The organism is Sneathiella sedimenti (assembly GCF_017313765.1).
In the GTDB taxonomy this organism is placed as follows: Bacteria; Pseudomonadota; Alphaproteobacteria; order Sneathiellales; family Sneathiellaceae; genus Sneathiella; species Sneathiella sedimenti.
Genome location: NZ_JAFLNC010000002.1, coordinates 132,933 through 144,952, shown reverse-complemented (window position 1 = coordinate 144,952; position 12,020 = coordinate 132,933). Strand labels below are relative to the sequence as shown.

Here is a 12,020-nt window from a genome sequence, read left to right as displayed (position 1 = left end):
CATGACCCATGACAATACACAAACTGCCTCCTCCGATCCTTGGCGTAATGGATCCCTGACATCGCGGCCGGGAGTTCTGATTAGACGATTACATCAAATTCATACGGCCCTTTTTGCGCTGGAATGCGGTGATCAGAACATTACACCAGTGATGTATTCTGTCTTGTCGGCGCTTCAGCAAGGCGGCGCCATGGACCAAACGACTTTGGCCAAGGCCGTTGCGATCGATAAGACCAACATGACGGATATTCTGGATCGTTTGAAACGACGGGGTCTCATAAAGCGTCGCGTTTCCAACAGCGACAGACGCGTTCGCCTCACCTCGCTTACCGAAGAAGGGGAGCATATCCTCGATATTCTCGATGAAAAGGCGCAACGCGCGCATGAACGGACAGTTGAAAGCCTCGCACCGGAGGACCGTACTCGCCTTATCGAAATGATGACCCAGATAATCAATGCGAACACGCCTAACGGTGACCAAAAAATCCCGTTTGTGACGTCTGGCGACAGAAGTGCAGAGAGCATCTCAAAATCCTCTGCGACCACGCAGAAATCCTATCAAAAACTGATTGCGGTTGAACCCATATTACAGCGTATTGCCAAACTTGCAGAACTTATCCCGACGTTGCCGGATCGGACCTTGCTGCATGCTGGCCCTCCCTTCTCTGATTTTAATAATATACCCAAACCCATGCGTCATTCGATTGTCGCGACGGCAAGCCTTGAAGGCTGGGCAACATCCGAGGAAGACGTATTCGCCAAGCTACAAAATGGCGATCTTCACCTTCGTCCAGCGCAGGATTTCGACGTGGTGACACCCTTGGCCTTTATCGTCGGTCCCAGTGTTTATTGTCTGGAAGTTGTGGATCAGGCTGCTCCCGGCAATCGCCGCTTTTCTCCCTTGAATGATGGGCCCGCGCCTTATGCGCTCCGGCTTGGAAACGGGCATCCGGAGGGGCTTGCCCTGCTCCGCCGTCTGTCGACACATATTGGCCCGAAACTGGCGGACATGATCACGACGCCCATAGCGTTGCTGCCGATACTGGATCACGGTTTAAAAAATGGCGATGATCTGCATGGTCAGGTTGCCGCCGCGCAAGAAAAGGTGCGCACCCTGTTTCCAGATACCGATGATGCGGAAACAAACGATTATCTCGCGTCGGCGGGTCAGTTCGCCCTGAATATCATTATGGCGGCTTCGTCTCTGATGATTGGCGCCGGCGCGGCTATTGCCGATAGTGATATGGTTGTTGCCTGTGGCGGTAACGGTTTGGAGATGGGCTATAAGCTGGCATCAAATCCAGACAGTTGGATTACCCGTCCGGCGCTACCGCCCGTGGGCGTCAAATTCGAAGGTCAGGAAATGGCCAAAGCCTTGCCCGCGATTGGCGATAGTGCCGTCATCGACGCCCTTGGCTTTGGGGCGGCTTGTCTCCGGTCTACGCCTAGTCTGGCCGAAGGATATCGCGACCATGTTCATCCCGATTTTTTCAGCCCCGCCGCCCATGCCCCGTTCATCGGCCCGCATCCTGCCCTGTCGGATAAAAGCATAATGGTCGGTCTGGACTTGACGCGACCCCGGACATGCCTGGGGGTCAATCTGGGTATGGTGGAGAGAACCGGAACGACTGGCCTGATCGGGCGCGGTGTGTCTCCCTGGCCGGAGGGCTAATTCATTCACTACCGGGAGATATCACCGACAGAGGATATGCAATGGCCACCTCCCCTGCGTCCACACGGATATGATACTGGCGGAGCGCTGGTAGTTGCCAACCGGGCCCACACTTGCCGTTGTAAGCATCAAAACATGCTTTATGACGCGGACAATGTATAAAACCTTCGGAAATTGTACCCATGGATAGTTTGGCAAACTGATGGGGGCACAAGCCCTGATAGGTCTTGATGTCGCCTTTTACTTTCACGAGGAGAAGGAAGGTTTCATCGATGATAATCTCCAAGGGCCGATCGGCGGCTATGTCCTCAATCGAAGCGACTGTTCGCCATTCAACTGTCTCTTTTTTCATTTTATCGCGATGTCCTAACGAAGAGTTTTACAGATGACTCAACAGCCGCCGAATTCTTCCGACTATATCATGCCGACAACCGGCTTTTGGCAGGAACTGATCCCCGCCGGTGATCCAAAAATACCACAGGAGCCTCCGTATCAGTATGGGTACCCCGCCCCCCTGCCCGATGGACGCGCGTTGTTGCTGCCCTTGCGCAAATTGCCCGAAGGGGATCGCGCCGTTGCTTCCCTTATCGCCAATCAGGCAAGTTTTCCGGTCATAAACTCCTTGTCGGCAGCGATGGTGGAGATCGCGAAGTCCTTTGACCCTGACCAGATTGTCGGCCTGCCGACACTGGGTCTCGCCTTTGCACCCATGATTGCCGATGGGCTTGGCCAGCAGAACTTCATTCCCCTCGGGTATTCCCGCAAATTCTGGTACGCAGATGAGTTCGCGGAACCGGTTCATTCCATTACCAGCCCGGACAAGACGAAGAAAATCTTCCTGGACCCAAATATGCTGCCGCGGCTGAAGAAAAAACGCGTTGTCATCGTGGATGATGCTATTTCCAGCGGATCTACCATCGTATCTGTTCTGAAGCTCCTTCAACGCATTGATTGTGACGTGGTGGGAATACTCGTTGCGATGCGCCAGGGCGTTTTGTGGAAAAGCAAACTGGAAAGTGCAATGCCGGGAATGGCGAGCAAGGTCAGAAGTGTTATTGCTGCGCCGCTGTTTGAACGCGCCGACGAGGGATGGGTGCCAATTGCCGAAACAATTGACACCGATCATCCTTAAATTCCCATATAGGCTTCCTTGATCTTCGGATTATCGCCGAGGGCCTCTGTCGTGTCGGAAATGGAAACACGACCCGTCTCGATAACAAAGCCATGCTGCGCAATCTCAAACGCTGTCATCACATCCTGCTCCACCAGAAGGATGGTGAGACCGGCCTTATTGATTTCCAGCAGGGTTTCGCTCAAACGGTCGACAAGTCGCGGCGCCAACCCAAGAGACAGTTCGTCGATCATCAACAGGCGCGGTCTGGACATGATGCCCCGTCCGATGGCGCACATTTGCTGTTCTCCGCCGGACATTGTCGTTGCATCCTGTGTCGCCCGTTCTTTCAATCTCGGAAAGATTTCATAGACAAACTCCAGATCTTCCTTGATCGCTTCCCGGTCGTTGCGCAAATAGGCCCCGAGCATCAGGTTATCCTGTACCGAAAGCCCTTTGAACAAACGACGCCCCTCCGGAACATGTGCGATGCCAGTGCTCAAAACTTCGTCCGGCTGTGCGCCAACGAGCTCTTTCCCTTCCAGCTTGATACTGCCCGCTGTCGGTTTTACAATCCCGGAAATAGTGTTGAGCAGAGTTGTCTTGCCGGCTCCGTTGGAGCCGACGATACAAGCAATTTCTCCCTTGTTGACCGAAAGGGAAATGTCCCACAGAACGCGCACGTCACCGTAACCGGCTTGAACGCCATTAACTTCAAGAAATGACTCAGACATGATGAGACTCCGCTTTAACGCGCGCTGCAAATTTGGAACCCAGATAGGCTTCTACCACTTGAGGATCTTCAATGACCGTTCGCGGATCCCCTTGCGCGATCAGCTCCCCATGATGCAACACCAGAATTCTTTGGGAAATTGACAGCACGACCTTCATCAGATGCTCGATAATCAGGATTGTAACCCCCCTTGCCGCGATCTTGCGGATCAATTCGAGAGCACCGTCAATTTCAGAGGCATTTAGGCCTGCATTGACCTCGTCCAGCAAAAGAAACTTCGGACGCATTGCCAGACTCTTTGCAAGTTCCAGTCGCTTCCGGTTGGGCAATGCCAGTGACGATGCCGGCGTATCGGCAACAGCAGCCAAGCCAACGAACTTCAATTCGTCATGAGCCAAAGCCATAGCCTCCTGAACCGAGCCGGTACCCCCGCCAAACAAGGCGCCTGCGGCAACATTCTCAAGAACCGTCATATTGGGAAAAGGTTGTACAATTTGAAAAGTTCTTGCCAGCCCTCGCCTTGCTGCCTGATATGCCTGTTGATTACTCACATCCTCACCCGCGAAAATCACTTTGCCGGAGGTAAGGGGGTGTACGCCTGTTATCAGGTTGACCAATGTAGTTTTGCCAGCACCGTTAGGACCGATCAGGCCAATGATCTCGCCTTCCTCAAGGCTAAATGAGACGTCATTGACTGCAAGGTTACCGCCAAAACTTTTGCTGACATTCTCCAGTCTCAGAATTTCAGTCATGAACTCTTCTCCACTTGTTTGGGGGCATCACCTATTTTGTCCATCAGCTTTTTGAACAGATCGCGATACTGGATTTTCAGCAAACCGTTGGGCAGGAAGAAGATCAGGAATACGATAATCCCACCGAGGATCGCCCGGTTCCATTCAAGGAAGTTGGCCCAGAAGACTTCTTCCAGCAGAACGAACACGCCGGCGCCCAAAACCGGACCAAGCAACGTGCCTGCGCCGCCCAGCAACACCATAACCGGCACTTTCAGGGTCAGCAGGATGGAGAAACTGTCAGTTGGGTCGATATAACCCACCCAGGAGGCATAGACCGCCCCAATCGCACCGCAGAACACGGCCGACAAGGTATAGGCAACGATCTTGAAGGAGGTCGTATTGACCCCGACCATGTCCGCCGCGTCTTCATTCTGGCTGATGCATTTAAGCCCGAAGCCAAGCCGCGATCGATCCACATAGATGGACGTCAGGAAGGCAATAATCAAAATGGTCAGCATGACGTACAGGACAAGTGCCGAAACCTCCTGCGGATTGCCTTGCAAAAGCGGGACATTCAATCCATCGCCGCCCCCTGTCAAGCTTCCCCATGATGAAGTTATCAAACGTGTCAGGTCGACAATCGCGATAGAGCCGATAGCAAAATAATGCCCCTTCAGGCGCAGGATAATCGCCCCCAGCATCGCGGCAAAGACTGCCACAAACAATGTCGCAAAGACCCAGGCCAGGACCAAGGGAACACCGTTCCGCTGCGCCAGGGCGCCAGCATAGCATCCAAGGCCGAAAAAGGCCGCCGTCGAGAAGGAGGGATAACCGGTAAAGCCACCGATAAAATTCCAGGAAACCGCCATTGCCGAGAACATGGCAATGGAGATAGCAACCCGGATTGTGTAATTGTCAGCCAACAGTGGTGTGGCCGCAATCATCACGATCCAGAGCGCGAAGGCGCCAAAATAAAGGAACTGTTTCATTACTCGTATCCCTTAACGCCAACAAGACCTGTTGGCCGGACAATCAAAAGAAATAACATGAGGACAAAGCCAACCGTCGTCGCGTTTTGCGGGCCGATCGTGTAGCCGGCGAAGCTCTCAATGAGGCCCAAGGCTATCCCGCCGATCAAGGCGCCGGGCACACTGCCAAGGCCGCCAATCACGCAGATGACAAAGGCCTTGCCAAGGAAGGTGCCGGTCAGGTTCGTCGTGATCGGGAAAACCAAGGAAAAGATGACCCCCGCGGCACCGGCCATGAAAGCCCCTATTCCAAAGGTGATGGCATAAACGTTATTCACGCGAATGCCCATCAAAGTGGCGGCCTGCCGGTCCATGCGGACGGCGACGATTGCCCGACCGATTTTTGACGCCCGCATCACCAGGAAAAGCAAGCCGGTCAGGAGCAGCGCCAGCCCCATGCCCATCAAACGGTCAACGGGAAGGTACATATCCCCCAGGTTCAATGACCCGAGGTCTAGGGTTACCCTTCGCGGAGTGGCTGTGAAAAAGACGGTCATCAGATTGTAGAGGATCATGTCGAGACCAAAGGTCAGCGTCAGGGTCGTCAGCACAGGTGACATGACAACCTTGTTGATGAAAAAATATTGTAAAAGGTAACCCAGGCCGAACAGCAACGTGGCGATGATAGGCAGCAGGAAAATGGGGTTTATGTGCGAATATTGCCACGCAAAAAACGCGAGGTATCCACCGAGAATGATGAAAGACCCATGCAGCATATTGATGATATTCAACACGCCCCAGACCAGCGAAAAGCCGATGGCGATACAGGCGTAGAGTGATCCCAGTACAATGCCGTTGAGTAGTATTTGTATGATGTCCACTGTGATTGTTTCCCAGAAATGCTCGCAGGTGGGCGAAGTAAATTACTGTGTCGTGAGACCGGTCGGGGTTTCTTTTCCGTTACCCGACCGGTCAGATTTGGACGAGGCTTACTTGATCATTTTCATGTCAGCGTTCACGATTGACTCGGGGTAGAGAACTTTAATGTCTTCTCCCTGCACCTGAATGATGGGCATTTCCCGGCCCTGATTCATTCCGTTGTCGCCAAAGTCAATTGGGCCATAGAATGTCAGGATATCCGTTGCTGCCAAAGCATCGCGCACCGCCTGTTTATCCTTGGAACCCGCGACCTTAACAGCATTCACAAGAACGTCCGCCGCTGCGGCACATGACGCAGCTATATAATCCGGATCAGATTTATACGCGGCTGTGAAGTCTTCATAGAAATCAGCGGTGGAGCTCCATGCCCCAACTGCATCGGTGTAGGCTGTTGAGTGATGCCACCAGGTCGAACTTGTGATCCCGTCGGCCAGTTTCCCCAGGCCTTCAGTGAATTCACGATAGGCCGGCCCCGTCACCATGGTGACGATCGGGGCGCTTACGCCCATATCAGCCAGCTGCTTGCGACCCAGGATCAGGTCCTGCGTATAGCCGGTCATGTAAACCCAATCCGGGTCCGCCGATTTTATGGCAGAAATAGCCGCTGAGTGATCCATTGTACCAACGGCGTAAAGTTCGTTATACACAACATCGAGGCCGCCAGTTTCTGCTGAGTTCGCCAAGGCCGTTGCCATGGATTTCGGGAACACGTCATCCCGGCCATAAACCGCGACCTTCTTCAGGTCTGGATTTTTCTCCTTAAAGAATTCGACCATGGATTCCGTCATGCCAGTATTGGGCGCCAAGGTTCCAAAGAGATATTTAAATCCCTGGTCATAAACGGAAACGGAGGAAGCAACGCAGGCCAGCATCGGGACCTGATAACGTTCTGCCACGGCGGCAATGATTTTCGTGTGACCGGAGCCGAAAGGCGCCATCAGAACATCCACACCATCATCGGTAATCAGTTTTTCAGCCAGCTGTCCGGCGCGTTTGCCATCCGTCTGATAGTCATATTCAACGAATTTGACCTGCATTTTCTTGCCGGCCACATCGATACCACCGGCTGCATTGATTTTATCGAGCCACAGCTTCCAGACGTCCTTCTGCTTCTTCCCTTCATCGGCCAAGCCACCCGTCAAGGCCAGGGGCGCACCGATCACCAGCGTATCATCATCCGCAGCGGCGACGCTCATGCTTCCGGCCATCGCCATACCCATTGCCACGGCGGCGACCGTCAAACTTCTTTTGAGTGTCATTTCCATAACCATCCCTTTCTTTCTTACCTAATAAATCCCCGGACGGCGGTGTCCAAGGCAGTGTCTCGCCCAAGAACTAGCAAGAGATATGCCAAAGTCGTAACTACAACTATCATAACCGAAATTTTAAGACAGGAGGTTTTAAGGCATTGAAATTTGTCTAATTTTTAGCCATTTTTTGTTCGCATGATCATGAAATGAGCAACGAAAGTCGGGATGGAGGAAATCGAATTTCGCACAAAAAAAGTGGGCGGTTTTCTGTCGTACGACCCGCCCACTTTTCCCAAACACCGAATAAACGTATCCAGCTATGTAGTTGCTTAGCGCTGTACTTCTGATTGGAAGTTTTGCGCAATTAATTCAATTAAATGCCCTGTAAAAAGCAGTTAGAGTTTACCAGCCTTCGCTGCTTGCTGGACCTCCTTGCTTTGGTACTGCGTCCACATATTGGTGAGGAAATCGAGGGTGACCGGATCCATGTCATAGCGTGGCAGTGGATCCTCATCCCAGTAATTAAACTGATCCTCTCCGCGAACCTGCAGTGCGGTGCGTCGCCCGAGTGTAGAGTCCACATGAGCTCCGATATAGAAAAATGCCAATCCGATCCGGCGATCATCGGAAAAATTACCAAGGCTGCCATGGGCTGTCTTGACATGATGGATGGAAAACTCACCCGGCTCCAATTCCAGATAAACGGCTCTATCGTCATCCACGCCACGAATTGTCTGACCTTTTGCAAGAAGGTTCTTGGGGTCATAGGTTTCGTCATGCTCCATATTATCGCCTTGCTGCGATCCTGGAAGTACGCGAAGCCCCCCATTTCCCTTATTACTGGGCGTAAAGGCAAGCCAGACCGTCACCGAGTCATTCGGCGATAAACCATAGTAGGCTGAATCCTGATGCCAGGACACGAACCTGTCGCTCTGCGCGGCCTTTGCAAACATGGAAGAGCCAAATAGCATGATATTTGGACCGAGAAGCGATTCAACCGCATCCAGAATAATCGGGTTACGCGCCAAATCGACCATCCAGGGGGAGACAACATGCGCTTTGATTTTCATGCGCTTGTTGCATTCCTCCTGAAGGCTCTCTTCCATCGCCTCAAGTCGGCGGCGGCAATCCAACGCATGGGCTTCTGAAATTGCTCGCTTCTTCATAAAGTATCCATCACGCTCGAAAGCCGCCACTTCCTCTGGTGTCAGGTATCCACTCATTATTGTAATCCTTGATCTCGAGATACTAGTTCAACCGCATTTCCGACGTTGTAAGATCAGCAGGAGCCAAAATAACTGGCTTGCCATCCTGAATCTGGATAATGGGAAGATTGCGGTTATCGTTCAGGCCGTCTTCACGAAAACTTATGGGACCATAGAACGTCTGGATTTTAAGCTCTTGAAGTGCTTTGCGAACCGCATCCCTGTCCAGGGATCCTGCTGTTTCAATTGCTTTTTGCAGGGCGATCATAGCAGCGGCAGAGGATGCGTGAACATAGTCCGGCTCTTCACCAGAGGCGTCTTTAACCGCATCATAGAACGCCTGTGTCGTACCGAACACATCGTCGCCGGTATAGGCAGCGGAATAATGCCACCATGTTGCGCTCGTGATGTTTTCCGCAAGCGGACCAAGGTTTTCGACAAACTCACGATATGCCGGGCCGGTAATCATCGTAATGATTGGCGCGCTGGCGCCCTGCTCTGCCATCTGCTTGCGGACCAGCACCAGATCTTCTGTATATCCGGTGACATAAATCCAGTCCGGCTCGGCGGAGCGCATACCTACCGTAGCCGTCGCGTGATCCAGCGTTCCGACCGGGTACAGCTCCTCATAAACGACCTCAAGGCCGCGTGCGGTCGCCCCCTTCGACATCAGGGTCGCCATGATTTTTGGAAAAACGTCATCTCGGCCGTAGATGGCGATTTTCTTTGTGTCTGGTTTCTTTTTCAGGAACAAATCCAGCATGCCGTCAATTAGGCCACCAGATGGTGCGAGGGTTCCAAAGAGGTTCTTGAAGCCCTGGTTATGGACTGGCTCGGAAGATGCCACTGCAATAATTGGAATGCCGTATCGTTCCGCCACCCCAGCGGTGATCTTGGAATGCCCGGACCCGAATGGAGCGGTTAAAAAGTCAACCTTATCATCAATAATCAGCTTCTCGGCCAGCTGGCTGGCCCGCTTGCCGTCGGTCTGATAGTCATAAGTGATCAGCTCCACCGGCATCTTCACGCCACCGACATTGATGCCGCTATCCGCATTAACCCGCGCAAGCCACAGATCATATGCGAGCTTCTGTTTTGCCCCTTCCGCCGCGAGACCACCGGAAAGCGCCAAGGGAGCACCGATCTTTACAACACCATCCGCCGCTACACCTTGCGTCACCAAGCCGAGAGTGACCACGCCCACCGCGGCGGTCGCCAACTTGAGACGATTTAAAAACCCCTTCACCATTTTCTCCATCCTTCCTGATAAATGCCTTCCAGTGTCAGCTCGGCGACAGCCGGCCAATCCCGGAAAACACAGCAAGAAGCATGCCAATGTCGTATTTACTACTATAGTAGTTACATTTTTATAGAAATTATCATTTAAGTCACTGCTATTACGCGATTATTGATTAATTACTAGACTGAAATGCTCATAAATAATGCAGTGAATTATCGGCACACCCTGGTGTTGCCAGTCATAAATCTTGAGTAATAAGCAGTCTGAATTCCTGATTTTTCGATGAAAAATCCCTTCCACCATTTCAAGGCTTCACTTGAAAATGTCGCCTGTCATTGCTTTAGGTCGAAAACCTCCCAATCAACAATGTGCGGATATTTGCTATAACACGGTGTGCGTCGTGAGGCGTCGGTTCGGGCCAGTGTTTGGGGAAGAAATCCGAACAACCCGCGCCGATTCCTTCAATACCCGGGTAACTCCGAAAGGCCTGGTTCTGCGGGATTCAGGGGCGAACCCGGACTGGATCCAGGTTCGCCTATGAATAAGTGGTGGAGGTAGCAGTCTCATGCGAACCTGTCTCTGCAAATTTCCCTGTTTAACAGGGAAAAAACAGGGATTTTTGGCGATTTTGACCCAAAATCAGCCGTGTCTCCGAGGTAACTCCCTATTTTTATTAATGTTTCTTCAATTTCCGCAAGAAAATTATCAGGGAAAATTAAGTTCCTATCAGGGAAATAATTTTCGAGAACAGGGAACAGTTTATCAGTCATCACTCTAGAAACTGCTGGTGGGCGTTGTCACAGTAAAATGATTAAAATAAAAAAAAGGAATTATGCGATGCTTTTCAGGTAACGAGCTGACGGGCGTTGTCAGCTAACGACCACTCAAATTTCCCCTAGGGGTCGTTTGTGGTCTTGTATGCTAGAGAAATTTGAACTCTGTAAACTTCCACTACAGGAACATAATAGAGCAATTACGTTGGGCCGGAAAAGGTCTGCTGACGGGGGACAGCGAACGTTAAATTCAGGAATGCACAAACCTTAACAACGAAAAGAAACATTTATCAAATCAGCGGATTGGGGTTACAATTAAACAAAAAAATCGAGGCTGACATGAAAAACTGGGATATCAACCGACTGTCCGGTGCATTGGGCGCAGAAGTACAGGGCATCGATCTGGCGACTGTTAGTAGCAACGATATTGCGGAAATACGGCGTCTGTTGGCCGAGCATATGGTGCTGTTTTTTCCGCAGCAAAATCTCTCTGTTGAGGATCACGTCGCCCTTGGGCGTCATTTCGGCAAACTGGAGGGGCATCCAAACCTGAAAAACCCGTATCTGGATCATCCGGAAGTTTTTGAACTGGCGGCAAGCAATGGCGGCGTAGCCGATGAGTGGCACACGGACCTGACATTTCAGGAACAACCGTCTTTGATGTCCATTCTGAACATGGTCAAATGTCCCGCAACCGGGGGCGATACGATGTGGGCAAACCTTTGTGCCGCGTTCGATGCGTTATCCCCGCCGATCCAAGAATTATGTGCCGGATTGACAGCACTGCATGATGCGCTACCGCATAATCACCCCGAACAGATGGCCATTCATCCGGTCGTCAGAATTCACCCCGAAACGGGCCGGAAAGCGCTCTATGTGAATGAGCATTTTACCCGGCGTATCGTCGAAATGAATGCGCCAGAAAGTGCAGTCTTACTCGACTTTCTGACAGGCTGGGTGCAGAATCCGCGTTTCACGGTGCGATACCGCTGGTCGGAAGGCGCCATCGGAATCTGGGATAATCGGTGCACCCAGCATTATGTGTTGAACGATTTTTCCGAAGAACGCGTCATTCAACGGGTCACGGTTGTCGGGGATCAGCCAACGGGCGAGGGCGCAAGATGGCCTGCCTGGCTGAATGACGACCGACGATCTGCCATCAGCCGTCACGACAGACAACTGGCCCTTTTTCTGAAATCAAGAAACCGGGACTGACCGGATCAGTTCAAAGGGTGCTGTCAGATGAATGCTACGTCGTCTCTGTATGGCATAAAATGGCACAAAAGTGATACCGTTATGCCGCACTAAGTTGCTGCCACTACGCCAGTGCAGCATTTCTCTGAAGTTTGAATGCTTCTCTGTGGCTTTGTCAGAGGAAAATGGCTTGAGCGAGGA

The 12,020-nt window shown here is 51.9% G+C and carries 11 protein-coding genes; 3 read left to right on the top strand and 8 right to left on the bottom strand.

Annotation, left to right across the window (positions count from 1 at the left end):
• The first annotated feature begins 1 nt into the window (after nt 1).
• On the top strand, nt 2-1,672 hold the full coding sequence (locus tag J0X12_RS05870) for an oxamate carbamoyltransferase subunit AllG family protein (RefSeq protein WP_207043225.1): 1,671 nt from the start codon (nt 2-4) through the stop codon (nt 1,670-1,672).
• A gap of 1 nt (nt 1,673) precedes the next feature.
• Here the strand turns inward: J0X12_RS05870 and J0X12_RS05865 are convergent, their stop codons facing one another.
• Nucleotides 1,674-2,024, bottom strand: coding sequence for a Rieske (2Fe-2S) protein (locus J0X12_RS05865; protein ID WP_207043217.1), 351 nt, complete (start codon nt 2,022-2,024; stop codon nt 1,674-1,676).
• A 33-nt stretch (nt 2,025-2,057) separates the two neighbouring features.
• Between J0X12_RS05865 and J0X12_RS05860 the strand changes: the two genes are divergently transcribed.
• Nucleotides 2,058-2,804: a phosphoribosyltransferase gene (locus tag J0X12_RS05860; protein ID WP_207043206.1), complete on the top strand. Its 747-nt coding sequence runs from the start codon at nt 2,058-2,060 to the stop codon at nt 2,802-2,804.
• Here J0X12_RS05860 and J0X12_RS05855 read toward each other — a convergent pair.
• From J0X12_RS05855 to J0X12_RS05825, 7 genes are all read right to left on the bottom strand, one after another.
• Nucleotides 2,801-3,517: an ABC transporter ATP-binding protein gene (locus tag J0X12_RS05855; RefSeq protein ID WP_207043205.1), complete on the bottom strand. Its 717-nt coding sequence runs from the start codon at nt 3,515-3,517 to the stop codon at nt 2,801-2,803. The genes J0X12_RS05860 and J0X12_RS05855 overlap by 4 nt on opposite strands.
• On the bottom strand, nt 3,510-4,268 hold the full coding sequence (locus tag J0X12_RS05850) for an ABC transporter ATP-binding protein (RefSeq protein ID WP_207044718.1): 759 nt from the start codon (nt 4,266-4,268) through the stop codon (nt 3,510-3,512). The genes J0X12_RS05855 and J0X12_RS05850 overlap by 8 nt, the downstream gene beginning before the upstream one ends.
• Nucleotides 4,265-5,239 (bottom strand): branched-chain amino acid ABC transporter permease, encoded by a 975-nt coding sequence (locus J0X12_RS05845; protein ID WP_207043202.1) that lies wholly within the window; start codon nt 5,237-5,239, stop codon nt 4,265-4,267. The genes J0X12_RS05850 and J0X12_RS05845 overlap by 4 nt, the downstream gene beginning before the upstream one ends.
• Nucleotides 5,239-6,099 carry an ABC transporter permease subunit gene (locus tag J0X12_RS05840; RefSeq protein WP_207043201.1) on the bottom strand — a complete coding sequence of 287 codons (861 nt, stop codon included), beginning with the start codon at nt 6,097-6,099 and terminating at the stop codon, nt 5,239-5,241. Before J0X12_RS05840 ends, J0X12_RS05845 begins: the two co-directional genes overlap by 1 nt.
• 108 nt (nt 6,100-6,207) lie before the next feature.
• Nucleotides 6,208-7,416, bottom strand: a complete 1,209-nt coding sequence (locus tag J0X12_RS05835; RefSeq protein ID WP_207043200.1) for an amino acid ABC transporter substrate-binding protein — start codon at nt 7,414-7,416, stop codon at nt 6,208-6,210.
• A 386-nt stretch (nt 7,417-7,802) separates the two neighbouring features.
• The gene (locus J0X12_RS05830; protein WP_207043199.1) at nt 7,803-8,630 is read right to left on the bottom strand and encodes a phytanoyl-CoA dioxygenase family protein; all 828 of its coding nucleotides are present in this window, start codon (nt 8,628-8,630) and stop codon (nt 7,803-7,805) included.
• Between the two features lie 25 nt (nt 8,631-8,655).
• Nucleotides 8,656-9,861, bottom strand: a complete 1,206-nt coding sequence (locus J0X12_RS05825) for an amino acid ABC transporter substrate-binding protein (protein WP_207043198.1) — start codon at nt 9,859-9,861, stop codon at nt 8,656-8,658.
• A gap of 1,103 nt (nt 9,862-10,964) precedes the next feature.
• Here J0X12_RS05825 and J0X12_RS05820 point away from each other — a divergent pair.
• Complete coding sequence (locus J0X12_RS05820; RefSeq protein ID WP_207043197.1) at nt 10,965-11,840, top strand: TauD/TfdA dioxygenase family protein; 876 nt, start codon at nt 10,965-10,967, stop codon at nt 11,838-11,840.
• Nucleotides 11,841-12,020: the final 180 nt, after the last annotated feature.

Excerpts from the sequence above, each read along its gene's own strand:
- J0X12_RS05870 (WP_207043225.1), top strand. The coding sequence starts at position 2 with ATGACCCATGACAATACACAAACTGCCTCCTCCGATCCTTGGCGTAAT.
- J0X12_RS05865 (WP_207043217.1), bottom strand. The coding sequence starts at position 2,024 with ATGAAAAAAGAGACAGTTGAATGGCGAACAGTCGCTTCGATTGAGGAC.
- J0X12_RS05860 (WP_207043206.1), top strand. The coding sequence starts at position 2,058 with ATGACTCAACAGCCGCCGAATTCTTCCGACTATATCATGCCGACAACC.
- J0X12_RS05855 (WP_207043205.1), bottom strand. The coding sequence starts at position 3,517 with ATGTCTGAGTCATTTCTTGAAGTTAATGGCGTTCAAGCCGGTTACGGT.
- J0X12_RS05850 (WP_207044718.1), bottom strand. The coding sequence starts at position 4,268 with ATGACTGAAATTCTGAGACTGGAGAATGTCAGCAAAAGTTTTGGCGGT.
- J0X12_RS05845 (WP_207043202.1), bottom strand. The coding sequence starts at position 5,239 with ATGAAACAGTTCCTTTATTTTGGCGCCTTCGCGCTCTGGATCGTGATG.
- J0X12_RS05835 (WP_207043200.1), bottom strand. The coding sequence starts at position 7,416 with ATGACACTCAAAAGAAGTTTGACGGTCGCCGCCGTGGCAATGGGTATG.
- J0X12_RS05830 (WP_207043199.1), bottom strand. The coding sequence starts at position 8,630 with ATGAGTGGATACCTGACACCAGAGGAAGTGGCGGCTTTCGAGCGTGAT.
- J0X12_RS05825 (WP_207043198.1), bottom strand. The coding sequence starts at position 9,861 with ATGGTGAAGGGGTTTTTAAATCGTCTCAAGTTGGCGACCGCCGCGGTG.
- J0X12_RS05820 (WP_207043197.1), top strand. The coding sequence starts at position 10,965 with ATGAAAAACTGGGATATCAACCGACTGTCCGGTGCATTGGGCGCAGAA.